Source organism: Ruegeria sp. HKCCD4315 (assembly GCF_013112245.1).
Taxonomy (GTDB): domain Bacteria; phylum Pseudomonadota; class Alphaproteobacteria; order Rhodobacterales; family Rhodobacteraceae; genus Ruegeria.
This window is the reverse complement of sequence record NZ_WVRN01000001.1, coordinates 2,983,930-3,009,396: the sequence shown is the minus strand read 5'-3', so window position 1 is coordinate 3,009,396 and position 25,467 is coordinate 2,983,930. Positions and strand designations below refer to the sequence as shown.

Annotated in this window: 22 protein-coding genes; 19 read left to right on the top strand and 3 right to left on the bottom strand. The window is 57.3% G+C overall.

What is annotated here, in order from left to right:
- Positions 1–32: 32 nt before the first annotated feature.
- Both fnrL and GS646_RS14920 read left to right on the top strand, forming a co-directional pair.
- Positions 33–776: a transcriptional regulator FnrL gene (gene fnrL, locus GS646_RS14925; RefSeq protein WP_171095976.1), complete on the top strand. Its 744-nt coding sequence runs from the start codon at positions 33–35 to the stop codon at positions 774–776.
- 72 nt (positions 777–848) lie between these two features.
- A complete protein-coding gene (locus GS646_RS14920) occupies positions 849–1,103 on the top strand; it encodes a GlsB/YeaQ/YmgE family stress response membrane protein (RefSeq protein ID WP_171095978.1) in 255 nt (84 codons plus the stop codon).
- A gap of 44 nt (positions 1,104–1,147) precedes the next feature.
- Here the strand turns inward: GS646_RS14920 and GS646_RS14915 are convergent, their stop codons facing one another.
- The gene (locus tag GS646_RS14915; RefSeq protein ID WP_171095981.1) at positions 1,148–1,987 is read right to left on the bottom strand and encodes a universal stress protein; all 840 of its coding nucleotides are present in this window, start codon (positions 1,985–1,987) and stop codon (positions 1,148–1,150) included.
- Positions 1,988–2,188: 201 nt separating this feature from the next.
- Between GS646_RS14915 and ccoN the strand changes: the two genes are divergently transcribed.
- The 10 genes from ccoN to nusG all read left to right on the top strand — a co-directional run bounded on the left by ccoN (position 2,189) and on the right by nusG (position 11,259).
- A complete protein-coding gene (gene ccoN / locus GS646_RS14910) occupies positions 2,189–3,796 on the top strand; it encodes a cytochrome-c oxidase, cbb3-type subunit I (protein WP_171095983.1) in 1,608 nt (535 codons plus the stop codon).
- A 14-nt stretch (positions 3,797–3,810) separates the two neighbouring features.
- Positions 3,811–4,539 (top strand): cytochrome-c oxidase, cbb3-type subunit II, encoded by a 729-nt coding sequence (ccoO, locus tag GS646_RS14905; protein WP_171180111.1) that lies wholly within the window; start codon positions 3,811–3,813, stop codon positions 4,537–4,539.
- 10 nt (positions 4,540–4,549) lie between these two features.
- Positions 4,550–4,735 carry a cbb3-type cytochrome c oxidase subunit 3 gene (locus GS646_RS14900; protein ID WP_171095986.1) on the top strand — a complete coding sequence of 62 codons (186 nt, stop codon included), beginning with the start codon at positions 4,550–4,552 and terminating at the stop codon, positions 4,733–4,735.
- On the top strand, positions 4,732–5,595 hold the full coding sequence (ccoP, locus tag GS646_RS14895; protein ID WP_171095988.1) for a cytochrome-c oxidase, cbb3-type subunit III: 864 nt from the start codon (positions 4,732–4,734) through the stop codon (positions 5,593–5,595). The genes GS646_RS14900 and ccoP overlap by 4 nt, the downstream gene beginning before the upstream one ends.
- 419 nt (positions 5,596–6,014) lie before the next feature.
- Complete coding sequence (ccoG, locus tag GS646_RS14890; RefSeq protein WP_171095990.1) at positions 6,015–7,442, top strand: cytochrome c oxidase accessory protein CcoG; 1,428 nt, start codon at positions 6,015–6,017, stop codon at positions 7,440–7,442.
- A 2-nt stretch (positions 7,443–7,444) separates the two neighbouring features.
- The gene (locus GS646_RS14885; protein ID WP_171095992.1) at positions 7,445–7,903 is read left to right on the top strand and encodes a FixH family protein; all 459 of its coding nucleotides are present in this window, start codon (positions 7,445–7,447) and stop codon (positions 7,901–7,903) included.
- 3 nt (positions 7,904–7,906) lie between these two features.
- Positions 7,907–10,084: a heavy metal translocating P-type ATPase gene (locus GS646_RS14880; RefSeq protein WP_171648398.1), complete on the top strand. Its 2,178-nt coding sequence runs from the start codon at positions 7,907–7,909 to the stop codon at positions 10,082–10,084.
- A gap of 5 nt (positions 10,085–10,089) precedes the next feature.
- The gene (ccoS, locus tag GS646_RS14875; protein WP_074737762.1) at positions 10,090–10,248 is read left to right on the top strand and encodes a cbb3-type cytochrome oxidase assembly protein CcoS; all 159 of its coding nucleotides are present in this window, start codon (positions 10,090–10,092) and stop codon (positions 10,246–10,248) included.
- Between the two features lie 91 nt (positions 10,249–10,339).
- The gene (gene secE / locus GS646_RS14870; RefSeq protein WP_050605011.1) at positions 10,340–10,537 is read left to right on the top strand and encodes a preprotein translocase subunit SecE; all 198 of its coding nucleotides are present in this window, start codon (positions 10,340–10,342) and stop codon (positions 10,535–10,537) included.
- Between the two features lie 188 nt (positions 10,538–10,725).
- On the top strand, positions 10,726–11,259 hold the full coding sequence (nusG, locus tag GS646_RS14865; RefSeq protein ID WP_171096042.1) for a transcription termination/antitermination protein NusG: 534 nt from the start codon (positions 10,726–10,728) through the stop codon (positions 11,257–11,259).
- A 118-nt stretch (positions 11,260–11,377) separates the two neighbouring features.
- Here nusG and GS646_RS14860 read toward each other — a convergent pair whose 3' ends face one another.
- Both GS646_RS14860 and GS646_RS14855 read right to left on the bottom strand, forming a co-directional pair.
- Positions 11,378–12,142 (bottom strand): hypothetical protein, encoded by a 765-nt coding sequence (locus tag GS646_RS14860; protein ID WP_171648400.1) that lies wholly within the window; start codon positions 12,140–12,142, stop codon positions 11,378–11,380.
- On the bottom strand, positions 12,139–12,999 hold the full coding sequence (locus GS646_RS14855) for a hypothetical protein (RefSeq protein WP_171095998.1): 861 nt from the start codon (positions 12,997–12,999) through the stop codon (positions 12,139–12,141). The genes GS646_RS14860 and GS646_RS14855 overlap by 4 nt, the downstream gene beginning before the upstream one ends.
- Before the next feature lie 311 nt (positions 13,000–13,310).
- Here GS646_RS14855 and rplK point away from each other — a divergent pair, with 311 nt between their 5' ends.
- From rplK to rpoC, 7 genes are all read left to right on the top strand, one after another.
- Positions 13,311–13,760, top strand: a complete 450-nt coding sequence (gene rplK / locus GS646_RS14850; protein WP_010440985.1) for a 50S ribosomal protein L11 — start codon at positions 13,311–13,313, stop codon at positions 13,758–13,760.
- A gap of 1 nt (position 13,761) precedes the next feature.
- Positions 13,762–14,460 (top strand): 50S ribosomal protein L1, encoded by a 699-nt coding sequence (gene rplA, locus GS646_RS14845; RefSeq protein ID WP_171180094.1) that lies wholly within the window; start codon positions 13,762–13,764, stop codon positions 14,458–14,460.
- 291 nt (positions 14,461–14,751) lie between these two features.
- On the top strand, positions 14,752–15,165 hold the full coding sequence (locus GS646_RS14840) for a hypothetical protein (RefSeq protein ID WP_171678571.1): 414 nt from the start codon (positions 14,752–14,754) through the stop codon (positions 15,163–15,165).
- Positions 15,166–15,743: 578 nt separating this feature from the next.
- The gene (gene rplJ / locus GS646_RS14835; RefSeq protein ID WP_170387618.1) at positions 15,744–16,262 is read left to right on the top strand and encodes a 50S ribosomal protein L10; all 519 of its coding nucleotides are present in this window, start codon (positions 15,744–15,746) and stop codon (positions 16,260–16,262) included.
- An 80-nt stretch (positions 16,263–16,342) separates the two neighbouring features.
- Positions 16,343–16,717 carry a 50S ribosomal protein L7/L12 gene (gene rplL, locus GS646_RS14830; RefSeq protein ID WP_170446876.1) on the top strand — a complete coding sequence of 125 codons (375 nt, stop codon included), beginning with the start codon at positions 16,343–16,345 and terminating at the stop codon, positions 16,715–16,717.
- A gap of 250 nt (positions 16,718–16,967) precedes the next feature.
- The gene (gene rpoB / locus GS646_RS14825; protein WP_171096004.1) at positions 16,968–21,104 is read left to right on the top strand and encodes a DNA-directed RNA polymerase subunit beta; all 4,137 of its coding nucleotides are present in this window, start codon (positions 16,968–16,970) and stop codon (positions 21,102–21,104) included.
- A 50-nt stretch (positions 21,105–21,154) separates the two neighbouring features.
- Positions 21,155–25,396: a DNA-directed RNA polymerase subunit beta' gene (gene rpoC / locus GS646_RS14820; RefSeq protein ID WP_171236018.1), complete on the top strand. Its 4,242-nt coding sequence runs from the start codon at positions 21,155–21,157 to the stop codon at positions 25,394–25,396.
- Positions 25,397–25,467: the final 71 nt, after the last annotated feature.

Below are 25,467 nucleotides of genomic sequence, written 5' to 3'. Positions count from 1 at the left end.
GCTGCTTTGATGGAGATCAAGTAGGAACGCGCATGACAGTAAAAGCACAGTTTGATCATTCCAATTGCGAAGACTGCCCGATTCGACACCGAGCAGTCTGCGCCCGTTGCGATGCCGATGAGCTGGAAGAGCTTGAAAGCATTAAGTATTACCGCAGCTTCGAGGCGGGACAAACGATCATCTGGTCCGGCGACCAGATGAATTTTGTAGGCTCGGTCGTGGCCGGGATCGCGTCATTGACACAGACTATGGAAGACGGGCGTACACAGATGGTGGGTTTGCTGTTGCCCAGTGACTTTGTCGGCCGACCCGGGCGTGAGGCTGCGCCCTACGATGTGCAGGCGACCACGGATGTCGTCATGTGCTGCTTCCGCAAGAAGCCCTTCGAAGAATTGATGGCGACGACACCGCATATTGCGCATCGTCTGTTGCAGATGACTCTGGACGAGCTTGACGCTGCCCGCGAATGGATGCTGGTGCTTGGACGCAAGACTGCACGGGAAAAGATCGCGAGCCTATTGTCGATCATCGCACGCAGGGATGCGTCGATCAGTCAGAAAGGTCTGGCGGGACCGATTGTGTTTGACCTTCCCCTGACACGCGAAGCCATGGCGGATTACCTGGGTCTGACGCTTGAAACTGTCAGCCGCCAGATCTCGGCCTTGAAAAAGGAAGGCGTGATCACGCTGGAAGGTAAGCGCCACGTGACCATTCCCGACATGGGCCGTCTGATGGAAGAGGCCGGTGACGATTCGGACGGTGGCTTTTTGGTCTGATCCCGGTTTTTGTGCTGCAATACAGTGGCCGCAGTCTTTGGACTGCGGCTAGAAACAACTCAGGAGCTTAGCATGGTTTTCGGCAGTGTCTTGGCAATGCTTTTCATCGGCGCGATCGCCGGGTGGCTGTCAGGCAAGATCATGGAAGGCCGTGGATTTGGCCTTGTGGGTAACATCATCGTTGGAATCGTCGGGGCGTTTTTGGCGGGCATGATTTTCCCGGCGCTTGGCTTTTCGGTGGGCGGAGGGTTCTTTTCATCGATCTTCTTTGCGACCGTTGGGGCCGTGATTTTGCTGTTCGTGATCGGCCTTATCCGCAAAGCATGAAAAAAGCCGCCGTTTCGGGCGGCTTTTTTCAATTTAGACAAAGTTCAATGCGCCAGAAACACTGGGACGGAAGACTGTTCCAGCATATTACGTGTTGCCCCGCCGAGTATGGCCTCGCGGAAGCGCGAATGCCCATAGGCACCCATCACGATCATGTCCGATTCCGTATCTGATGCATGGCGGTTTAGAATGTCCGACACGCGCGTCATGGTCTTGCTCAGGACATCGATTTCACATTTGACCCCGTGTCGGGCCAACATCTGAGATAGCATCCCACCAGGATCCGACCGGTCAGGGCCGTGGCGCGGCGGATCAATGACGACGATGCGGGCCAGTTCCGCCTTTTTCAGGAAGGGCAGAGCGCGCCGGATGGCACACATCGCCTCGACGCTTTCGTTCCAGGCTATCATCACATTGCGCGGCGCTTTCAGGGGTGGGGTGTCATCAGGTACCACCAGAACCGGGCAATGGCCTTCGAACATAGCCGCTTCAATAATCGGCTCGGCCTCGGCTCCACGGTCTTTGCCGTAAGGATGCGGCAAGATCACCAAATCTGAAAACCGCGCCCGATGTGCAACATGTCGCCCTATGTCGGCAATCTGCGCCACACCGTGTTCGGCGGACCAGCGAACACCGGATTTACCCAGATAATCCTGGGCAAATGTCAGCAACTCTTGTGCCTCGGCATTGGCCCGGCTGAGTGTTTCCTGAACGATCAGTGCGTTGGCTCCGGCGTAATAGTAACCGGTCTGGCTGCGATCGACACCGAGGCACAGCGCTTCGGCATGGGCATCCTGCGAATCCGCCAGCGCCACCATCTGCGCCAGTGCGGTCTGAGCTGTCTGCGTTTCGGTCATGACAGTGAGAAGGGATTTGTACGCCATTTCGACCTCTTAGTTCGGGCATATGGTCTCATGCGACCGGTTGGCCTCTTTCATCCTCAATGCGTGTCACAGAAAACGGGGAACTGTCTTGATACAGATCAAAGCAACATCGGCTGTCGTGCTTCAGAACGGCAGCCAGTCAAATAGGTTTCGCGTGTCAAAAGAATCAAAATCGCGCGAAGCACGGCAAAGGGACGCAATATGTCGAATTACATCAAGCTGATCGTGCTTGGTCTGGTCGTGGTGTTTGCCGCCATCGGATCAAATTATGCACGCGATTTGGCGTATCAGGTGCATGCGATTCTGGTGATGCTTATCGCCGGTGGATTGTTCATCTGGACGCTTCGAAACACTGAAGAGCCAGATATTCTTGTCGATCGCTCGGGCGAATACATGGATGACGTGATCCGCTACGGCGTGATCGCAACCGCCTTTTGGGGTGTGGTAGGGTTCCTGGCGGGAACCTTTATTGCGTTCCAGCTGGCGTTTCCGGTGCTCAACTTCGAGTGGGCGCAAGGGTATTTGAACTTTGGGCGTTTGCGTCCGCTGCACACCTCGGCGGTGATTTTTGCATTTGGCGGTAACGCGCTGATCGCAACGTCGTTCTACGTGGTGCAGCGCACCAGCGCCGCGCGTCTGTGGGGCGGCAACCTCGCATGGTTCGTGTTCTGGGGCTACCAGCTGTTCATCGTACTGGCCGCGACCGGCTATATCCTGGGCGGTACACAGTCCAAGGAATATGCCGAACCTGAATGGTATGTTGACCTGTGGCTGACCGTTGTTTGGGTTGCTTACCTTGCTGTCTATCTGGGCACGATCATCAAACGGAAAGAACCCCACATCTATGTGGCGAACTGGTTCTATCTGGCGTTCATCGTGACCGTTGCCATGCTGCACCTGGTCAACAACATGACCATTCCGGTCAGCATCTGGGGTTCGAAGTCGGTTATCGTCTGGTCTGGTGTTCAAGATGCCATGATCCAGTGGTGGTACGGTCACAACGCCGTGGGCTTCTTCCTGACTGCGGGCTTCCTGGGCATGATGTACTATTTCATCCCGAAACAGGCCGAGCGTCCGGTCTTCTCGTACAAGCTGTCGATCATCCACTTCTGGGCACTGATCTTCCTGTACATCTGGGCTGGTCCGCACCACCTGCACTATACCGCGTTGCCTGACTGGGCCTCGACGCTGGGCATGGTGTTCTCGGTGATCCTGTGGATGCCGTCCTGGGGTGGTATGATCAACGGCCTGATGACCCTGTCGGGTGCATGGGACAAGCTGCGCACCGACCCTGTGATCCGGATGATGGTGATCTCAGTTGGCTTCTACGGCATGTCCACCTTTGAAGGCCCGATGATGTCGATCCGCGCGGTCAACTCGCTCAGCCACTACACCGACTGGACCATTGGTCACGTGCACTCGGGCGCGCTGGGCTGGAACGGCATGATCACCTTTGGTGCGCTGTACTTCCTAGTACCTGTCCTGTGGAAGCGTGAGCGTCTGTACTCGCTGCAAATGGTCAGCTGGCACTTCTGGCTCGCCACCATCGGCATCGTGCTCTACGCCGCGTCGATGTGGGTCACCGGTATCATGGAAGGCCTGATGTGGCGTGAAGTGGATGCCAACGGCTTCCTGGTGAACTCGTTCGCCGACACCGTGGCTGCCAAATTCCCGATGTATGTGGTGCGTGCGCTGGGCGGTGTCCTGTTCGTCGCTGGCTCGGTCATCATGTGCTACAACCTGTGGATGACTGTGCGGAAAGCGCCGGCCAAAGAGGCCAGCCTGACCGTCGCGGTCCCGGCTGAATAAGGAGGGCCGGAGCAATGGCAATTCTCGACAAACATAAGATCCTCGAGACCAACGCGACCCTCCTGCTGATCTTCAGCTTTCTGGTCGTAACCATCGGTGGCATCGTTCAGATCACCCCGCTGTTCTACCTTGAGAACACCATCGAAAAGGTGGAGGGCATGCGCCCTTACACCCCACTCGAAATGGCGGGTCGTGAGATCTATCTGCGCGAAGGCTGCTATGTCTGCCACAGCCAGATGATCCGCCCGATGCGGGATGAGGTTGAGCGCTATGGCCACTACTCGCTGGCGGCTGAGTCGATGTATGACCACCCGTTCCAGTGGGGGTCTAAGCGTACCGGGCCTGATCTGGCCCGCGTCGGTGGCCGCTACTCGGACGACTGGCATGTACGCCACCTGCGCGATGCACAGTCGGTGGTGCCGGAATCGGTGATGCCTAAATACGGCTTCCTCGAAACCCGTAAGATCGACGGCGAGTATATTGGTGACATCATGGCCGCCAACGCTTTGGTGGGAACGCCTTATACCGAGGACATGCTGGAGAACGCCGTGGCCGATTTCCGCGCGCAGGCCGATCCGGACAGCGACTATGACGGGTTGCTGGAACGCTATGGCGATAAAGTCAACGTGCGCAACTTCGACGGCCAGTCTGATCTGACCGAGGCCGATGCGCTGATCGCTTATCTTCAAATGCTGGGCACGCTGGTCGATTTCTCGACCTTCACCCCGGACGCAAGCCGCTAAGGAGGGTGTGATGGAAGAATATACACTCCTACGGCAGTTCGCGGATAGCTGGATGCTGCTTGTGTTGTTCGTCTTCTTTATCGGCATCATCATCTGGGTGTTCCGCCCCGGTGCCAGCAAAGAATACAACGACACCGCCAACATCCCGTTCCGGCATCAAGACAAACCCGCCACATCCAAGGAGGCGCGGCAATGAGCAAGACACCTGAAAAACAGCCGGGTGATCCAAACACAACCGGCCATTCCTGGGATGGAATCGAGGAATTTGACAACCCGATGCCGCGCTGGTGGCTATGGACCTTCTATGCGACCATCTTCTGGGGTCTGATCTATACGATCATGTACCCGGCATGGCCGCTGGTTCAATCTGCAACAGCAGGTGTTCTGGGATGGTCCTCGCGTGAGCTGGTTCAGCAGGAGCTGGTTTCGTTCGAAGAGGCAAACGCCCCTTGGAATGCCAAGCTGGTCGAGACACCGCTCGAGGATATCTCGAAGGACCCCGAGTTGCAGCAATACGCCGTGAACTCTGGCGGGGCCGTATTCCGCACCTGGTGCGCACAGTGCCACGGTTCCGGTGCTCAAGGCGCGCCCGGCTTCCCCAACCTGTTGGACGATGCATGGCTGTGGGGCGGTTCGCTTGAAGATATCGAGTACACCGTTGCCTATGGTATCCGGAACGAAGAAAGCGACGATGCGCGCTATTCTGAAATGCCGGCCTTTGGTGAGATCCTCGAAAGCGAAGAGATCACACAGGTTGTCCAATATGTCATGTCGCTGACCAATGCGCAGACGGACGATGCGGCGGCGCAAGCGGGCAAGGTTGTTTTTGAGGACAACTGTGCTGCCTGCCACGGCGATAACGGCCAGGGCGACGTCTTTCAGGGCGCTCCGAACCTGACCGACGCGATCTGGCTTTACGGTGGCAGTGAAGAGGCTCTGACCGAAACAGTCACATACAGCCGCTTTGGCGTAATGCCTCCGTGGGAAAACCGCCTGACCGACGCGCAGATCCGCGCCGTGACGGCCTATGTCCACCAGTTGGGTGGTGGTCAGTAAACCATAAGGAACACCTTCGGGCAGTTCGCTGCCCGAAGGCTGTGGCACCGGCTGTTCCATCTGTTCGCGCGTTTCCTGAACAGCCGGTGCCCACTTTTACCACGTTCTGCCAGTTTCGTTGAGTTGTCTGTAGTGATGCGGGCAGCTTTGACGCGTCCAGGCGGGCGTAGTCTTGGGCTGCGACAATTGGCCGGTATGTGACCTGCGGCTAACCCGCGACACAGCAGCTTTCGCGACAATCGCGGTTTTTCTGCTAAAATAAGTGAAAAAGCGGGCAAAACATCTCTGCTCCGACACACTCAGGGTCGGCTGATTTGCAAAAGATGTGTGTTCGATGCGCGTTTTGACCCATGTCAAAGTTCGCTTGCCCGTGATCTGGAACAAGTCGCCTTCAGAAGACCCATTTGTGGAGCCAGCCAGTGAGCGATTCCGATCCCGCCCCCAGCCTTTACGCAGCCAGAGAGCCGATCTTTCCAAGACGTGTCTCAGGGCCGTTTCGGAACCTGAAATGGATCATCCTGATCGTGACACTGGGCATCTACTATGTGACACCCTGGATCAGATGGGATCGCGGGCCAAGCCTGCCGGATCAGGCAGTTTTGCTGGATTTGGCAAATCGTCGGTTCTATTTCTTCTGGATCGAAATCTGGCCCCACGAATTCTACTTTGTCGCCGGTCTGCTGATCATGGCCGGTCTGGGCCTATTCCTGTTCACCTCGGCCTTGGGGCGTGTCTGGTGTGGCTATGCCTGCCCGCAAACAGTTTGGACCGATTTGTTCATTCTGGTTGAACGTTGGATCGAAGGGGATCGAAACGCCCGTCTGCGTCTGCACCGTCAGGAAAAGCTCGATTTCCGCAAGGTCCGGCTGCGGGCCACGAAATGGACCGTCTGGTTCCTGATCGGTCTGGCAACGGGTGGGGCCTGGGTATTCTATTTTGCAGACGCCCCGACGCTTTTGGTGGATCTGGTCACAGGCAACGCGCATCCAGTCGCCTATACGACGATGCTGATCCTGACGGGCACCACGTTCTTCTTTGGTGGTTTCGCCCGCGAGCAAATCTGCATCTACGCCTGCCCTTGGCCACGCATTCAGGCGGCGATGATGGACGAGGACACGCTGGTTGTCGGCTACCGCGAATGGCGCGGCGAACCAAGGGGAAAAGGCAAGCGGACAGCGGATTCCGAGTTGGGGGATTGCATCGACTGCATGGCCTGCGTGAATGTCTGCCCAGTTGGGATCGACATTCGTGACGGTCAGCAGCTGGAATGCATCACCTGCGCCCTGTGTATTGATGCCTGTGATGACATGATGGCCAAGATCGGTAAGCCGCGCGGGCTGATCGACTATATGGCCCTCAGCGATGAAACGCGCGAGCGGTCTGGGCAGCCGCCGAAAAGTGTGTGGACGCATATTTTCCGCGCCCGCACGATCCTATACACGGCCCTGTGGTCGCTGGTTGGTTTTGCGTTGCTGTTCGCTTTGTTCATCCGCTCGGATATTGACCTGACCGTTGCTCCGGTTCGTAACCCGACATTTGTCACGCTGTCCGATGGCACAATTCGCAACACCTATGACGTGCGGTTGCGCAACAAGCATGGCGAAGATCGTTTGTTCACTCTGTCTCTGACCGGGGATCCGGCCATGCGGCTGGAAATCGAAGGCACGAACCTGCACACTGTGAATGTTCCGGCAGATACGGCACAATTAACCCGTGTGTATATCATCTCGTCCCGCGACTCGGGCCCAGCCGGAGCGGATTCAACGCCGGTCCGCATCTGGGTTGAAGATCTGAGCAGCGGTGAGCGGGCCTATAAGGACACCACGTTTAACGGACGGGGGAATTGATCATGGCGGAACGGAAATTCACCGGAAAGCACGCTTTGGCGGTATTCATCGGCGCTTTTGGCGTGATCATCACCGTGAACCTTGTGCTGGCTTACAGCGCGGTCAAAACCTTTCCGGGGCTTGAGGTCAAGAATTCATACGTGGCCAGTCAGGAGTTCAACGAACGTCTGAAAGAACAGCAAGCACTGGGGTGGACCGTACGGGCTGAAACCAAGGGCGGGTTGCTGATCCTGCACATCACTGACGAAAGCGGCGCACCTGTTCAGGTCAGCGAGTTGCAGGCTGTTGTGGGCCGTGCGACCCATGTGCGCGAGGATTTCGTGCCGGATTTCACCTTTGACGGAACAGCCTACGCCACGCCAGCTACGTTGGGCGAGGGCAATTGGAACATTCGTCTGGTGGCGCGGGACAGTGATGGCGCGGAATTTTCGCAGCGCGTTCCGCTGTATGTGAAGGGGTAAGCGATGACCGTGCAGCTTTCTTCCGGCACTGCAGCCTGTCCGGGCTGCCTTGCGGCACCGGCGGAACCCGCCCGGCCGATTCCGGAGGATGTGCAGATTGCCCTGTCTTTGCCGGGCATTCACTGCTCGGCCTGTATTGCAACGGTCGAGCGGGAACTGAACGCGCATCCCGGCGTCGAAGATGCACGGGTGAACCTGACCCTGAAACGCGCGATGATCAAAGCAGCGCCTGAAACGCGCGCTGTCGATCTGATCCCAGTGCTTGAGAAAGCCGGTTTTGAAGCGCACGAGCTTGATCCGGGTGCCTTGTCGGCCACTCAGACGGACAAGGCAGGGCGCGACTTGCTGATGCGCCTGGCGGTGGCCGGGTTTGCCTCCATGAACGTCATGCTGTTGTCGGTTTCGGTCTGGTCCGGGGCCACTGACGCCACGCGGGACATGTTCCACTGGATTTCTGCCGCGATTGCTCTGCCTGCCATCGCGTTTTCAGCCCAGCCCTTCTTTTCCAATGCGTTGAGCGCCTTGCGGGTGCGCCGCCTGAACATGGATGTGCCCATTGTGTTGGCGATCTTGTTGGCGCTGGTCACATCGCTTTGGGAAACCGCGTTGAGTGGCGAGCACGCCTATTTCGATGCGGCCCTGACCCTCACCTTCTTCCTGCTGGCGGGACGTTATCTGGATTACCGCACCCGTGCCGCAGCCCGTTCCGCCGCCGAAGAACTAACCGCGCTTGAGGTGCCGCGCGCGATCCGTTTGGTGGATGGCGTAGAACATGAAATCGCAGTTGCTGATCTGAAAGTTGGCGATTTGATCCTTGTGCGCCCCGGCGGTCGGATGCCTGTGGATGGTGAGATCGTGTCTGGCCAGTCCGAACTCGACCGCTCGCTACTGACCGGGGAAACGGTGCCTGTATTTGCCGAAATCGGCCAGTTGGTCAGTGCGGGTGAGGTCAACCTGACTGGTCCCTTGACCCTGCGCGCAACAGCAGTGGGCGAGGATACGTCGCTGCACCGTATGGCGGATCTGGTGGCCATCGCTGAATCCGGTCGTTCGCGCTATACCTCTTTGGCTGACAAGGCGGCCAAGCTTTATGCGCCGGGCGTTCACATCCTATCAGCGCTCAGCTTTCTGGGCTGGTACATTTATTCCGGCGATATCCGCACGGCGTTGAATATCGCGGCGGCGGTTCTGATTATCACCTGCCCATGTGCTCTGGGTTTGGCCGTTCCAGCGGTGACAACGGCGGCGTCTGGCCGGTTATTCCGCAAAGGTATGTTGATCAAACATGCAACCGCATTGGAACGTCTGTCCGAGGCAGACACGGTGGTGTTCGACAAAACGGGCACTCTGACATCAGGTGCGCCGGAACTGGTCAATCTTGGGGAACATGCCCGCGCAAAAGTCGAAGTCGCTCTGGCGCTGGCCGAGGCGTCGGCACATCCTTTGTCTGTGGCTTTGGCGAAAGCCGCGCGTGAGGCCGGGATCAAGCCTGCCAGCGTGCGGGGCGTCGTTGAGGTTCCGGGTTACGGCACCGAAGGTGATTACCGTGGTCAACGTGTGCGTTTGGGCCGGGCCGCTTGGGTCGGGGCCGAGCAGGGCAGTGAAACCTCAGCCTGGCTGTCGATTGGTGATCACGCACCTGTGGCGTTCCGCTTCTCGGACGCGTTGCGCCCGGGTGCGGCCGAGGCGGTCGACGCTTTGCGTTCCGCTGGCAAGCATGTGGTCCTGATGTCCGGCGACTCGCAGGGGGCTGTGTGCACACTGGCTGAAAAGCTGGGGATCACCGACTGGATTGCCGAGGCATTGCCGCAGGACAAGGCGCAGCGCATTCAGGATCTCAGCGATCAGGGTCACTATGTCCTGATGGTGGGCGACGGTCTGAATGACACAGCGGCCTTGGCGGCGGCGCATGTTTCGATCTCACCGGCATCGGCGTTGGATGCCGCACGGGTGGCGTCGGACATTGTGTTGTTGGGCAATGACCTGAGCCCCATCGCGGATGCGTGCGACACGGCGGTCAAAGCGACAAAACGCATTCGCGAAAACTTCCGCATAGCGACAGTTTACAACGTGATTGCCGTTCCTTTGGCGGTGATTGGGCTTGCAACTCCATTGATCGCAGCTTTGGCGATGTCGACCTCTTCGATCACCGTGTCGCTCAACGCTCTGCGGCTGAGGTAAACCAGATGGAAGTTCTTGCCTATCTCATACCGATTTCTTTGTTGCTGGGCGGCGTTGGTTTGGTCGCCTTTATCTATACTGTTCGTTCAAACCAGTACGAAGACCCCGAAGGCGATGCGCGCCGGATCCTGAGCGATGAATGGGACGACAAACCCAAACCCTGACCGCGTTGGGCAGAGTTGATCCAACTGCCCTTGAAATTGCCGCAATGCCCGGTTATGTCCATGCCACCCGCTAGCAGAGAGAACACGCCAAATGGCCACCACCAACCCGATTCAGTTCATTCAGCAAGTCCGTGCCGAAGTGTCCAAGGTCGTCTGGCCGACCCGGCGCGAGGTGCTGTTGACCACGGTTATGGTTTTCATCATGGCGGCGCTTACGGCTGTATTCTTTGCGTTGGTCGATCTGGGCATCCGGGGTGGTCTTCAGCTGATCCTAGGCGCGTTCAGCTAAGCGCCGAAACGCTGCAGCCCTCTTGCACTGCGGGCAATGTCAGAGTAGTTGACGCAGGACTATTCGGAATGGGCGTGTGGCGATTCGGGCTGCGCGCCGCTTTTTATTCCGGATGACGTGATAAGATTTCAATGACGGGCGTATCCGGCACATCCGATACCCCGAAGACAGACAAGGACGACAGGTTCATGGCGAAACGGTGGTACTCGGTCAGCGTTCTTTCGAATTTCGAAAAGAAGATCGCAGAACAGATCCGCACGTCGGTGGTTGAGCAGGGCCTTGAGGACGATATCGACGAAGTACTGGTGCCCACCGAAGAGGTGATCGAAGTGCGCCGCGGCAAGAAGGTCACAACCGAGCGCCGCTTTATGCCCGGCTACGTGCTGGTGCATATGGAAATGTCGGATCAGGGCTATCACCTGATCAATTCGATCAACCGCGTCACCGGTTTCCTTGGCCCGCAAGGCCGCCCGATGCCGATGCGCGATGCCGAAGTGAACCAGATCCTCAACCGCGTTCAGGAAGGCGAAGAAGCGCCGAAACTGATGATCACCTTCGAGGTGGGCGAAAAGGTCAAGGTCAACGACGGCCCGTTCGAGGATTTCGACGGCATGGTCGAAGGCGTGGACGACGAAGCTCAGAAGTTGAAAGTCTCGGTTTCGATTTTTGGTCGCGAGACACCGGTCGAACTGGACTTCACGCAGGTAACAAAGCAGAGCTAATTGCTCTCCACTTGTATTAGACGCCGCGGTGCTTCGAGCAGCGCGGCGTTTGTTGTTTTGACGCCCCAGTCTTCCAACCAGAACAAAGAGAGGTTCGACAGGCAAGGTTTAGTCTGCGCTAGGGTCGACCCGGTATAAGTTCTTGTTGTTGAAGCACTGTCAGAATGTCGAGGATTGTCGAAGGGCTGACGTCAACTGAGCCTTCAAGGAAAACGCCAACACCACCTTCTGCGATCTCGCGCGGGCCGCCTTTGTCGTAGGCTGGGTCAAGTGACGCAAGCTCTGCCGGGAGTTCCGGGCACAAAGGAGTGTCGTTCAGTGCAAGATCCACTGCTGCCAACATCAACTCCTTCACAGAGTCTAAAGTGTCATCTTCCAGCAGTTGCTCTCGCTGTTCTTCGGGGGCCGTTAGAGTAAGATCAATAAGCTTGAAATAGGCGCAGTTGTCCCGCACTTCGACAGTCGCTTCGGTGGACAAGCTGGCCAGGATCGATCTTTTTTCTTCACCGCGTTCAAAGTTGCGTTCACCGGTGCGGCTGCATTCAAAGATCGTGATGGTCACATCGCCATCCAAATCTATTGTTTGGTCTTCGGCCTTAAAGCTCAAATCATCTAGTCGGACCTGCAGGCCACAATTGTCGACGATTGCATTGTCAGCCAACCGCTCGGGCACAACCTTTTGAACTTCGCGCAGGTCGAGAAGGGCACCGACCCCTATCCGAGTGGGCGCAGCGGCGGTGAGATTCAGATCAAGTGTATATGGCAATTCTGTATCGCGAACGGGCAGTGTCGCATCGATGACAAAGTCCACTTGCTGCGCGTCGGGTACGCGGGCGTCCAGAAAAGATGCCAAAAAGGCGGGGAGGATAAACCAAAGTCTCATTCAGCAAACTCCAACACGCCAAGTTCTTTCAGACCTGCAAGGACTTTCACAATTGTCTCAGCACTTACATCCGCTGATCCGACAACAGCGGCGCCCAATCCTCCGGGTGCGATTTCGCGCGTTCCGCCAGATTCGTAATTCGGATCAAGAACAGAGAATTCTTCGGGCAGTGGCGGACAAACCGGATTGGCCGCCAAAAACTCTCCACCCTTTTCAAGGACCGCTTCGTTGATGCGGTTTGTCAGGCCGAAAAAGTTGGTGACAGCACCGATAAATCCGCGCGGGCTGAGATCGGCACTTTCGATGCTGAATGTAAGGCATTGACCCTTCACTTCTGCCTTGGCGACAGCGACCGCATCCACCGTGGCCCCGAAATACCGAAAGCCCGCTTCTTCATTCCGCTTGCATCGTGTGAACTGAGCACGAGCTGACCCCTCAACCTTTACAGTTTCGCCTATGGCAGTAACGTCTCGAACCTCAAGATAGATTTGACGCTTACAACTTTCTTCCAGGGGGCCCGTCAAAATCTGGGGCGCCTTTTCCTGCAATCCGCGCAAATCCATGAACGCGCGCAATCGCAGTCGGGTTGGGCTGGATTCCTCTAGACCACCGTAGACGGTGAAGGGAACGGGAATATCGCGCAGAGGAACTTCTTTGGTCAATTTTACCTGAAAGCGACCGGCATAGGTAGCGGGATCAATGCCTGCCGTGTTGCGTGAGGAAGCGTTTTGGGATGCTTCTGATTGGGCAACTGTCTCGGATACTGTGCCCTGATCTTGTGCTTTGCTGCCGCACCCCGGCAACACAGCAAAAAGAGCACAAATCAGTAGTCCCTTGCCTCGTCGAGATGATGCCATCCCAGACCGCCCCTTCTTTAACTAAGTTGCCCTAAGATAACCGTCGGCGGTTCGTACGCAACTTTTGTATTCAAATTAGGTAACTTCTAAGCCGCTCCAGTCTGTCGCAACGTTTGGTTTGGCTAGTGCAGGTATGGTTCAGGAATACGGCGGGATCCTCTTGCCAACGTCACCTTTCCGCTATAAATGCCGCCTCTATCGTCTTCGGGCGAGATTCTCTCGTGGGAGGGTGCTGGGATCGCGATCCCGGTCCGAACCACGCAACATAATCTGGGTGGGACGCGTCCTGCCTAAGTTGAAAGGAAAACCAAATGGCCAAGAAGCTTGCTGGTACAATGAAGCTGCAGGTTCCTGCAGGTCAGGCGAACCCGTCGCCGCCAGTTGGTCCAGCGCTGGGTCAGCGCGGTATCAACATCATGGAATTCTGCAAGGCGTTCAACGCCAAGACAGCAGACATGGAGCCCGGCGCTCCTTGCCCGACCGTGATCACCTATTATCAGGACAAGTCCTTCACCATGGACATCAAGACGCCGCCCGCGTCTTACTACCTGAAAAAAGCAGCTGGTCTGAAGCCGGTCGGCAAGCGTAACCGCCCCCGTGGCGCGGAAAACCCAGGTCGTGAGACCGTGGCAACCGTGACCTCGAAGCAGGTTCGCGAAATCGCCGAAGCCAAAATGAAAGATCTGAACGCCAACGACGTCGAAGGCGCAATGCAGATCATCCTGGGCTCGGCCCGCTCTATGGGCATCGAGGTGAAGTAAGATGGCAAAACTCGGTAAACGTACCCGCGCTGCGCGCGAAGCTGTCGCCGGCAAGGAAAACCTGTCGGTTGAAGAAGCTGTTGCCCTGGTCAAAGGCAACGCAACCTCGAAATTCGACGAGACCATCGAAATCGCGATGAACCTGGGCGTTGACACTCGTCACGCAGACCAGATGGTTCGCGGCGTTGTTGGCCTGCCGAACGGCACCGGTAAAGCGATGCGCGTTGCTGTGTTCGCTCGCGGCCCCAAGGCTGACGAAGCGAAAGAAGCTGGCGCAGATATCGTTGGCGCAGAGGACCTGATGGAAACCATTCAGGGCGGCACCATCGAATTCGATCGCTGCATTGCCACCCCGGACATGATGCCGATCGTCGGTCGTCTGGGTAAAGTTCTGGGCCCCCGTAACCTGATGCCGAACCCCAAAGTTGGCACCGTGACCATGGACGTGAAAGCGGCCGTGGAAGCAGCCAAGGGCGGTGAAGTTCAGTTCAAGGCGGAAAAAGGCGGCGTTGTGCACGCTGGCGTTGGCAAAGCGTCGTTTGACGAAGCCAAGCTGGTTGAAAACGTTCGCGCTTTTGTCTCGGCTGTTGCCAAGGCCAAGCCGTCGGGCGCCAAAGGCACCTACATGAAGAAAATCGCGCTGAGCTCGACCATGGGCCCGGGCGTGACACTGGATGTTGCGGAAGCTTCGGGCGAATAAGCCCCGGCATTCAGCTTAGAAGAATTGATCCCGGGTGGTGCGAACTGCCCGGGATTTTTCTTGTGTCTTTTTAGGTCCAATCCATGCCTTCACAGAAGGGCCAACTTTTTGCAGCAAATTTAGAAACTTCACACGCTCGGCCTTTTATGCAAACCATACTGGTGCAAGGGTAAAGTTAGGTTTTGAGTTGGTAGCCCAAAAACTGCCGTAATTCTCGAATAACGAACGTAGAAATTCTATTTCAGCCAGACGGGATCGTGGGCCTGTCAGGTGGCATTCTTGGAGAATACAATGTGTGGATATTGCGCACGCAGATTGAACCCTGACCTTATCGAGCAAATGAAGGGTGAACTGCCGGGCACTGTTGCGACCACAGTCACTGCAAACACACCTGGAAGCCCGGCTTTGGTCAACGCGATCGCAGCGGTTGCGAGTGGTAGTTTGCAAATCGTGGATACAGGGGTTTCATTCCGTTCTACTGACGATGCGTTGTCTGCGGGTGTTGGCGCGCGCGATGACGCGTTCGTTTTTGCGGCTGCCGTGTCAGCGGATGAAGGTGGTTCATTGGCCAGTTGGATGGGGCGCGGTCTTCCCAATTTGGCCGAGCGGGAAATTCCATCGATGTCCTTGCAGCCCACAGATACTCCTGAACCCGAGTTTTGGGCGTTCACTTTGGCCTCATCATTCGAAGATTGGCTCTCTTGATCCGGGAATGATCAAAAGGTTATTGAAAGACGTTACCGCAGCGACATCTTTTTGTGACTATCCGTTTACGCACCTGATCGGCGCCGAGAGAACTTAGTCAGTCAAAATCACTTTCCATTCGTTCTGCTTGAGACCCTGGAAATTTCTGAGGGTCATCATAAGCATTTGAGTTTGAATTGGGTTCCCAAGCGGTGTTGAGGAAGGCTAGGCACTTTTGGCCGTGATCGCCGAATCCGGAAGCAATGTTGAGATGAAACTTACCCGCTTCGATGAATGTGAAAGTACGCTTGCGATTGACGCAAATTTACCCCTTGGAAACCCCGCCTATCTGCCCTAAGTAGACCTGCGGAATAAAGCGTGCGATTCGTCGTGCGCTTTCTTTCGTTTCGTCCAAGACGGTGGGTGGGTCCATTCGGTCCCTTAATTCCCTGCCTGAGACGGGTAAGACCAAAGAATTCTGAGGGTCCCACCCTCGGGCGCATTTTGGCCAATCCCGTAATAACGGACCTGAACGCCGGAGCGAAAGCTGCGGCAAATATGAGCCGGGGTGAGGTATCGCCCCAAACTTGGAGAGAACTGTGGATAGAGCCCAGAAAGAGAAAGTGGTCGAGGAACTCGGCCAAATCTTCGAAAGCTCTGGCGTCGTAGTGGTTGCTCACTACGCCGGTCTGACAGTTGCCGAGATGCAGGATCTTCGCGCACGTGCTCGTGACGCGGGTGGTTCCGTGCGTGTTGCCAAAAACAGGCTCGCCAAAATCGCCCTTGAGGGTAAGCCGTGTGAAAGCATGGCCGACCTGCTGACAGGGATGACCGTTCTGACCTATTCCGAGGACCCTGTGGCAGCAGCCAAGGTGGCCGAGGACTTCGCCAAGGATAACAAGAATTTTGAGATCCTCGGCGGTGCAATGGGTGAGAACGCTCTGGACCGCAAAGGCGTCGAAACAGTTTCGAAAATGCCGTCTCGCGAGGAGCTTATTGCTTCGATCGTGGGCTGCATTGGCGCACCTGCTTCGAACATCGCCGGCGCGATTGGCGCACCTGCAAGCAACATCGCAAGCATCCTTTCCACCATCGAAGAGAAGGCGGAAGCTGCGTAAGCGGTTGGCACTGAATGATCTGCGTGGGGCATATGCCCTGACGTTGGAACACACACTGTAAAACGGAAAGAGCTAATACAATGGCTGATCTGAAAGCACTCGCAGAAAGCATCGTGGGTCTGACCCTGCTGGAAGCACAAGAACTGAAAACCATCCTCAAAGACGAATACGGCATCGAGCCCGCAGCTGGCGGCGCCGTAATGGTTGCAGCAGGCGGCGACGCCGGCGGTGCAGCTGAGGAAGAAAAAACCGAATTCGACGTCGTTCTGAAGAACGCCGGCGCATCGAAAATCAACGTCATCAAAGAAGTTCGCGGCATCACCGGCCTGGGCCTGAAAGAAGCCAAGGAACTGGTCGAAGCCGGCGGCAAGATCAAAGAAGGCGTGGACAAAGCAGAAGCAGAAGACGTCAAAGCCAAGCTGGAAGCAGCTGGCGCCGAAGTCGAGCTGGCCTAAGCTTAGTCTCAGGTGCATCGCTGATGCGCCGAAAAATTTGGCTGGGTCCGGAGAAATCCGGGTCCAGCCGAACCTGTCTTAGAAAGGGCCTCAAAATGTGGGGCGTTTTCTAAGACACGGTTTTCGGATCGGGAGGCCGCCTTCGGGACGGTGGCCATGAATTGATCCGGACGTGTTGTCTCGATTGTGCAAGATGCCGGGGCCCGACGGTGTCTTTGCCCGCTGAGAACATCGAAAGGTGACATCTGACATGGCTCAAACGTTCCTTGGCCAGAAACGTCTTCGTAAATACTACGGCAAAATCCGCGAAGTGCTGGAGATGCCGAACCTTATTGAGGTACAGAAATCTTCTTATGATCTTTTCCTGCGCTCCGGCGATGCAGAGCAGCCAACAGACGGCGAAGGCATCAAGGGTGTGTTCCAGTCGGTTTTCCCGATCAAGGATTTCAACGAAACCTCCGTTCTGGAGTTCGTGAAATACGATCTGGAAAAACCCAAATATGACGTCGAAGAGTGTATGCAGCGCGACATGACCTACAGCGCGCCGCTGAAGGTCACTCTGCGACTGATCGTGTTTGATGTCGACGAGGACACCGGCGCGAAATCGGTAAAAGACATCAAGGAACAGGATGTCTTCATGGGCGATATGCCCTTGATGACACCGAATGGCACTTTTGTCGTGAACGGGACCGAGCGTGTGATCGTATCCCAAATGCACCGCTCGCCCGGTGTGTTCTTTGACCACGACAAGGGCAAGACCCATTCCTCGGGCAAGCTGCTGTTTGCCTGCCGCATCATCCCGTATCGCGGCAGCTGGCTGGACTTTGAGTTCGACGCCAAGGACATCGTGTTCGCCCGTATCGACCGTCGCCGTAAGCTGCCTGTGACAACCCTGCTTTATGCGTTGGGTCTGGACCAGGAAGCGATCATGGACGCGTATTACAACACCGTGTCCTACAAGCTGGACAAGAAGAAGGGCTGGGTCACGCCATTCTTCCCCGAGCGTGTGCGTGGTACACGCCCGACCTATGATCTGGTCGACGCCAAATCCGGTGAAGTGATTGCTGAGGCCGGCAAGAAAGTCACCCCGCGCGCGGTCAAGAAGCTGATCGACGAAGGCACCGTCACCGACCTGCTGGTTCCGTTCGATCACATCGTTGGCAAATTTGTCGCCAAGGACATCATCAACGAAGAAAACGGCGCGATCTATGTCGAAGCCGGTGATGAGCTGACCCTGGAATACGACAAAGACGGCGACCTGATTGGCGGCACCGTGAAAGAGCTGATCGATGCGGGCATCACCGACATCCCGGTTCTGGACATCGACAACGTCAATGTTGGTCCGTACATGCGCAATACCATGGCTCAGGACAAGAACATGAGCCGCGAAACCGCGCTGATGGACATCTACCGCGTCATGCGTCCGGGCGAGCCGCCCACCGTCGAAGCTGCGTCGGCCCTGTTCGACACGCTGTTCTTCGACAGCGAGCGTTATGACCTGTCCGCCGTTGGCCGTGTGAAAATGAACATGCGTCTGGCTCTGGACGCGCCGGACACCCTGCGCACTCTGCGCCGCGAAGACATCGTGGCCTGCATCAAGGCGCTGGTGGAACTGCGTGACGGCAAAGGCGACGTGGACGATATCGACCACCTCGGCAACCGCCGTGTACGTTCGGTCGGCGAACTGATGGAAAACCAGTACCGCGTTGGCCTGCTGCGCATGGAGCGCGCGATCAAAGAGCGTATGTCGTCGGTTGAAATCGACACCGTCATGCCTCAGGACCTGATCAACGCGAAACCTGCTGCGGCTGCTGTCCGCGAATTCTTCGGTTCGTCGCAGCTGTCGCAGTTCATGGACCAGACCAACCCGCTGTCGGAAGTCACCCACAAACGCCGTCTCTCGGCGCTTGGCCCCGGTGGTCTGACACGTGAGCGTGCGGGCTTTGAGGTTCGCGACGTACACCCGACCCACTATGGTCGGATGTGCCCGATTGAAACGCCGGAAGGTCCGAACATCGGTCTGATCAACTCGCTGGCCACCTTTGCTCGCGTGAACAAGTATGGCTTCATCGAAACACCGTATCGCGTCGTCAAAGACGCCGAGGTGACCGATGAGGTTCACTACATGTCCGCGACCGAGGAAATGCGTCACACCGTGGCGCAGGCGAACGCGACCTTGGATGCCGATGGCAAGTTCATCAATGATCTGGTTTCGACCCGTCAGGCCGGTGACTACACCCTCGCACCGCGCGAGAATGTGGACCTGATCGACGTGTCGCCGAAACAGCTGGTATCGGTTGCTGCATCGCTGATCCCGTTCCTTGAAAATGACGACGCCAACCGCGCTCTGATGGGCTCGAACATGCAACGTCAGGCGGTTCCGCTGCTGCGGGCCGAAGCACCGCTGGTCGGTACCGGTATCGAGGAAAAGGTTGCGATCGACTCGGGTGCTGCGATTCAGGCGAAACGCGCCGGTATCATCGACCAGGTCGATGCCCAGCGTATCGTTATCCGCGCCACCGAGGATTTGGAACTGGGCGACGCTGGCGTTGACATCTATCGTCTGCGCAAGTTCCAGCGCTCGAACCAGAACACCTGCATCAACCAGCGTCCGCTGATCAAGGTAGGTGACACCGTCCAGAAGGGCGAGGTCATCGCCGACGGTCCGTCGACCGATATGGGTGAACTGGCTCTGGGTAAGAACGTGGTCGTCGCGTTCATGCCGTGGAACGGTTACAACTACGAAGACTCGATCCTGATCAGCGAACGTATCGCGCGTGATGACGTCTTTACCTCGGTCCATATCGAGGAATTCGAAGTCGCCGCCCGTGACACCAAGCTCGGCCCGGAAGAGATCACCCGCGACATCCCGAACGTTGGTGAAGAAGCGCTGCGCAACCTCGACGAGGCGGGCATCGTTTACATCGGCGCAGATGTTGAACCGGGCGATATTCTGGTCGGCAAGATCACTCCGAAGGGCGAAAGCCCGATGACCCCGGAAGAAAAGCTGCTGCGCGCCATCTTTGGTGAAAAAGCATCTGACGTGCGCGACACCTCGCTGCGCGTGAAGCCGGGCGATTACGGTACGGTCGTGGAAGTCCGCGTCTTCAACCGCCACGGCGTCGAGAAAGACGAGCGTGCGCTGCAGATCGAGCGTGAGGAAGTCGAACGTCTGGCCCGTGACCGGGACGACGAGCTGGCGATCCTGGACCGCAACATCTATGCACGTCTGCAAGGCCTGATCCTTGGCAAAACCGCTGTCAAAGGCCCGAAAGGCGTCAAGGCAGGGTCGGTTATCACCGAGGACCTGCTGGAAACCCTGACCCGTGGTCAGTGGTGGCAGCTGGCGCTGGAAGGTGAGCAGGACGCACAGATCGTTGAGGCTCTGAACGAGCAGTACGAAGTGCAGAAACGCGCTCTGGACGCCCGTTTCGAAGACAAGGTCGAGAAGGTCCGTCGTGGCGACGATCTGCCGCCGGGTGTGATGAAGATGGTCAAAGTCTTCATCGCCGTGAAGCGCAAGCTGCAGCCGGGCGACAAGATGGCCGGTCGTCATGGGAACAAAGGTGTGATCTCCAAGGTTGTTCCGATGGAAGACATGCCGTTCCTGGCCGATGGTACGCCGGTTGATTTCTGTCTGAACCCGCTGGGTGTGCCTTCGCGTATGAACGTCGGTCAGATCCTTGAAACCCATATGGGTTGGGCCGCGCGCGGTCTGGGTCTGAACATCGATGAGGCTCTGGGTGAATATCGCCGGTCCGGCGACCTGACCCCGGTGCGCGAAGCGATGAAGCTGGCCTATGGCGAGAATGTCTACGAAGAAGGCATCACCGGTCTGGACGAGGATGGCCTGATCGAGGCTGCGGGCAACGTGACCCGCGGTGTTCCGATCGCAACCCCGGTCTTTGACGGTGCCAAAGAGGCTGACGTCAACGACGCGCTGGTGCGTGCGGGCTTCTCGGAAAGCGGTCAGTCGGTTCTGTTCGACGGTCGTACCGGCGAGCAATTTGCACGTCCGGTCACCGTGGGCATCAAGTACCTGCTGAAACTGCACCATCTTGTGGACGACAAGATCCACGCGCGTTCGACCGGGCCGTACAGCCTGGTGACCCAGCAGCCGCTGGGTGGTAAGGCGCAGTTCGGTGGTCAGCGCTTTGGTGAGATGGAGGTCTGGGCTCTGGAAGCTTACGGCGCCGCCTACACCCTGCAGGAGATGCTCACCGTGAAATCGGATGACGTCGCCGGCCGGACCAAGGTCTATGAGTCGATCGTCAAGGGCGAGGATAACTTTGAAGCGGGCGTACCGGAATCGTTCAACGTTCTGGTGAAAGAAGTCCGTGGCCTCGGCCTGAATATGGAACTCCTGGATGCGGAGGTTGAGGAGTAAGGGCGCTGCCCTTTCTCCCGTCCCCCCTTCCGCAAGATTTGAGGTAACAAATGAACCAGGAAATCACCAACAACCCGTTCAACCCGCTGACGCCCCCGAAGGTCTTTGACGAGATCAAAGTCTCGCTGGCGTCGCCCGAGCGGATCCTGTCTTGGTCCTATGGCGAGATCAAGAAACCCGAAACCATCAACTACCGGACGTTCAAGCCTGAACGTGACGGCCTGTTCTGCGCGCGTATCTTTGGCCCGATCAAAGATTACGAATGTCTGTGCGGCAAGTATAAGCGGATGAAGTATCGCGGCGTTGTCTGCGAGAAATGCGGTGTGGAAGTCACCCTGCAGAAAGTCCGCCGCGAGCGTATGGGCCACATCGAATTGGCCGCGCCTGTTGCGCATATCTGGTTCCTGAAATCGCTGCCGTCCCGCATCGGTCTGATGCTGGACATGACGCTGCGCGATCTGGAACGCGTTCTGTACTTTGAAAACTACGTCGTCATCGAGCCCGGTCTGACTGACCTGACCTACGGCCAAATGCTGACTGAAGAAGAGTACATGGATGCGCAGGATGCCTATGGCATGGACGCGTTCACCGCCAACATTGGTGCCGAAGCCATCCGCGAGATGCTGGCCCAGATCGATCTGGAAGCCGAAGCCGAGCAGCTGCGCGCTGATCTGGCCGAAGCAACCGGAGAGCTGAAGCCCAAGAAGATCATCAAGCGTCTGAAGGTTGTTGAATCCTTCCTCGAGTCGGGTAACCGTCCCGAATGGATGGTAATGACCGTGATCCCGGTCATTCCGCCGGAACTGCGTCCGCTGGTTCCGCTGGATGGTGGCCGTTTTGCGACCTCGGATCTGAACGATCTGTATCGCCGCGTCATCAACCGGAACAACCGTCTGAAGCGTCTGATCGAGCTGCGTGCGCCTGACATCATCGTCCGCAACGAAAAGCGGATGCTGCAGGAATCCGTGGATGCTCTGTTCGACAACGGCCGTCGCGGCCGCGTGATTACCGGTGCCAACAAGCGTCCGCTGAAATCGCTGTCGGACATGCTGAAAGGCAAGCAGGGCCGCTTCCGTCAGAACCTTCTGGGTAAACGTGTCGACTTCTCGGGCCGTTCGGTCATCGTGACCGGGCCCGAGCTGAAGTTGCACCAGTGTGGTCTGCCCAAGAAGATGGCGCTGGAACTGTTCAAGCCGTTCATCTACTCACGCCTTGAAGCCAAGGGTCTGTCTTCGACCGTGAAACAGGCGAAGAAACTGGTCGAGAAAGAGCGTCCCGAAGTGTGGGATATCCTCGACGAGGTGATCCGCGAACACCCTGTCATGCTGAACCGTGCGCCGACGCTGCACCGTCTTGGCATTCAGGCGTTCGAGCCGGTCCTGATCGAAGGTAAAGCCATTCAGCTGCACCCGCTGGTCTGTTCGGCCTTTAACGCTGACTTCGACGGGGACCAAATGGCCGTTCACGTCCCGCTGAGCCTTGAGGCGCAGCTGGAAGCCCGTGTTCTGATGATGTCGACGAACAACGTTCTGTCGCCTGCAAACGGCGCACCGATCATCGTTCCGTCGCAGGATATGATCCTGGGTCTGTACTATGTGACCCTGGAACGTGAAGGCATGCCGGGCGAAGGCAAGGTCTTTGGCTCGATCGAAGAAGTTCAGCACGCGCTGGACGCGGGTGAGGTGCATCTGCACTCGAAAATCACCGCGCGGATCACGCAGATCGACGACGAAGGCAACGAAGTTCAGAAGCGCTATGAAACCACTCCGGGCCGTCTGCGTCTGGGTGCCTTGCTGCCGATGAACAACAAAGCGCCGTTCGAGCTGGTCAACCGTCTGCTGCGGAAGAAAGAAGTGCAGCAGGTGATCGACACCGTCTACCGTTACTGCGGTCAGAAAGAGTCGGTTATCTTCTGTGACCAGATCATGTCGATGGGCTTCAAAGAAGCGTTCAAGGCTGGCATCTCGTTTGGTAAGGACGACATGGTCATTCCGGGTGACAAGTGGGGCATCGTTGATGACACCCGCGGTCAGGTGAAAGACTTTGAACAGCAGTACATGGACGGCCTGATTACTCAGGGTGAAAAGTACAACAAAGTTGTCGATGCCTGGTCGAAGTGTAACGATCGCGTCACCGAGGCTATGATGTCGACGATCTCGTCGTCGGATCGGGCAGAGGACGGCTCGGAACAGGAACCGAACTCGGTCTACATGATGGCCCACTCGGGTGCGCGTGGCTCGGTCACTCAGATGAAACAGCTGGGCGGTATGCGCGGTCTGATGGCCAAGCCGAACGGTGACATCATCGAAACGCCGATCATCTCGAACTTTAAAGAAGGTCTGACCGTTCTCGAGTACTTCAACTCGACCCACGGTGCCCGTAAGGGTCTGTCGGATACCGCTCTGAAGACGGCGAACTCGGGTTACCTGACCCGTCGTCTGGTGGACGTGGCGCAAGACTGTATCGTTCGTGAGATCGACTGTGGCACCGAGCGTGCGATCACTGCAGAAGCAGCCGTGAACGACGGTGAGGTTGTCGCCTCGCTGGCCGAACGTGTGCTGGGCCGTGTCGCTGCTGACGATGTTCTGCGTCCGGGCACAGATGAGGTGATCGTCGCAGCAGGTCAGCTGATCGACGAACGTATGGCCGACACCATCGACGAAGCCGGTGTTCAGTCGATGCGCATCCGTTCGCCTCTGACCTGTGAGTCCGAAGAAGGCGTCTGTGCAACCTGCTACGGTCGTGACCTTGCGCGTGGTACCATGGTGAACACAGGTGAAGCTGTTGGCATCATTGCCGCCCAGTCGATCGGTGAACCCGGTACACAGCTGACCATGCGGACCTTCCACATCGGTGGTGTTGCGCAAGGTGGTCAGCAGTCGTTCCAGGAAGCCAACCAGGAAGGTGTTGTCGCGTTCGAGAACCCGCAGATCCTGGTCAATGCCGCAGGCGAAAGCCTGGTCATGGGCCGGAACATGAAGCTGGTAATCAACGACGAACATGGCGAAGAGCGTGCCAGCTTCAAGCTGGGCTACGGCTCCAAGCTGTTCGTCAAAGACGGCACCAAAGTGGCCCGTGGCGACAAGCTGTTCGAATGGGATCCCTACACTCTGCCGATCATCGCCGAGAAAGCCGGTACCGCGAAATACGTTGATCTGGTTTCGGGCCTTGCTGTCCGCGACGAGACCGACGAAGCAACTGGTATGACCCAGAAGATCGTGATCGACTGGCGCGCGGCCCCCAAAGGCAGCGACCTCAAGCCCGAGATCATTCTGGTCGGTGAAGATGGCGAGCCGGTCCGCAACGACGCGGGCAACCCGGTTCACTATCCGATGTCGGTCGATGCGATTCTGTCGGTCGAAGACGGCCAGAAGATCGAAGCTGGTGACGTTGTTGCGCGTATCCCGCGTGAAGGTGCCAAGACCAAGGACATCACCGGTGGTCTGCCGCGTGTGGCCGAACTGTTCGAAGCGCGTCGTCCGAAAGATCACGCGATCATCGCAGAAGCCGATGGTTACGTGCGCTTTGGCCGCGACTACAAGAACAAGCGTCGCATCAGCATCGAACCGGCGGACGAGTCCATGGAGACCATCGAGTACATGGTGCCCAAGGGCAAGCACATCCCGGTCGCCGAAGGGGACTTCATCCAGAAGGGTGAATACCTGATGGACGGTAACCCGGCTCCGCATGACATCCTGTCCATCATGGGTGTCGAAGCGCTGGCGGATTACATGATCGACGAGGTGCAGGACGTCTATCGTCTGCAGGGCGTGAAGATCAACGACAAGCACATCGAGGTCATCGTGCGCCAGATGCTGCAGAAGTGGGAGATCCTGGATTCAGGCGACACCACCCTGCTGAAAGGCGAGCATGTCGATAAGCAGGAGTTCGACGCAGCCAACGAGAAGACCCTTTCGCGTGGTGGTCGTCCGGCACAGGGCGAGCCGATCCTGTTGGGGATCACCAAAGCCTCGCTGCAGACACGTTCGTTCATCTCGGCGGCGTCGTTCCAGGAAACCACCCGCGTGCTGACCGAAGCTTCGGTTCAGGGCAAGAAGGACAAGCTGGTTGGCCTGAAAGAGAACGTCATCGTTGGTCGTCTGATCCCTGCCGGTACCGGTGGAGCAACTCAGGCTGTCCGCCACATCGCGCAGTCGCGTGACAACGTGGTCATCGAAGCCCGCCGGGAAGAGGCCGAAGCCGCCGCTGCTCTGGCTGCACCGACCTTCGACGACGACATGGTTGGCGATGAGCTGGACGTTCTGGTGGAAACACCGGAAAGCCGCGAGTAAGCTCGACAGCATAAATTTGAAAAAGGCCCTGCAAAACGCGGGGCCTTTCTTTTGTGGAAGACTGTCAAGTG

Coding starts and splice junctions, on each gene's coding strand:
- fnrL (WP_171095976.1), top strand. CDS start 33: ATGACAGTAAAAGCACAGTTTGATCATTCCAATTGCGAAGACTGCCCG.
- GS646_RS14920 (WP_171095978.1), top strand. CDS start 849: ATGGTTTTCGGCAGTGTCTTGGCAATGCTTTTCATCGGCGCGATCGCC.
- GS646_RS14915 (WP_171095981.1), bottom strand. CDS start 1,987: ATGGCGTACAAATCCCTTCTCACTGTCATGACCGAAACGCAGACAGCT.
- ccoN (WP_171095983.1), top strand. CDS start 2,189: ATGTCGAATTACATCAAGCTGATCGTGCTTGGTCTGGTCGTGGTGTTT.
- ccoO (WP_171180111.1), top strand. CDS start 3,811: ATGGCAATTCTCGACAAACATAAGATCCTCGAGACCAACGCGACCCTC.
- GS646_RS14900 (WP_171095986.1), top strand. CDS start 4,550: ATGGAAGAATATACACTCCTACGGCAGTTCGCGGATAGCTGGATGCTG.
- ccoP (WP_171095988.1), top strand. CDS start 4,732: ATGAGCAAGACACCTGAAAAACAGCCGGGTGATCCAAACACAACCGGC.
- GS646_RS14885 (WP_171095992.1), top strand. CDS start 7,445: ATGGCGGAACGGAAATTCACCGGAAAGCACGCTTTGGCGGTATTCATC.
- GS646_RS14880 (WP_171648398.1), top strand. CDS start 7,907: ATGACCGTGCAGCTTTCTTCCGGCACTGCAGCCTGTCCGGGCTGCCTT.
- ccoS (WP_074737762.1), top strand. CDS start 10,090: ATGGAAGTTCTTGCCTATCTCATACCGATTTCTTTGTTGCTGGGCGGC.
- secE (WP_050605011.1), top strand. CDS start 10,340: ATGGCCACCACCAACCCGATTCAGTTCATTCAGCAAGTCCGTGCCGAA.
- nusG (WP_171096042.1), top strand. CDS start 10,726: ATGGCGAAACGGTGGTACTCGGTCAGCGTTCTTTCGAATTTCGAAAAG.
- GS646_RS14860 (WP_171648400.1), bottom strand. CDS start 12,142: ATGAGACTTTGGTTTATCCTCCCCGCCTTTTTGGCATCTTTTCTGGAC.
- GS646_RS14855 (WP_171095998.1), bottom strand. CDS start 12,999: ATGGCATCATCTCGACGAGGCAAGGGACTACTGATTTGTGCTCTTTTT.
- rplK (WP_010440985.1), top strand. CDS start 13,311: ATGGCCAAGAAGCTTGCTGGTACAATGAAGCTGCAGGTTCCTGCAGGT.
- rplA (WP_171180094.1), top strand. CDS start 13,762: ATGGCAAAACTCGGTAAACGTACCCGCGCTGCGCGCGAAGCTGTCGCC.
- GS646_RS14840 (WP_171678571.1), top strand. CDS start 14,752: ATGTGTGGATATTGCGCACGCAGATTGAACCCTGACCTTATCGAGCAA.
- rplL (WP_170446876.1), top strand. CDS start 16,343: ATGGCTGATCTGAAAGCACTCGCAGAAAGCATCGTGGGTCTGACCCTG.
- rpoB (WP_171096004.1), top strand. CDS start 16,968: ATGGCTCAAACGTTCCTTGGCCAGAAACGTCTTCGTAAATACTACGGC.
- rpoC (WP_171236018.1), top strand. CDS start 21,155: ATGAACCAGGAAATCACCAACAACCCGTTCAACCCGCTGACGCCCCCG.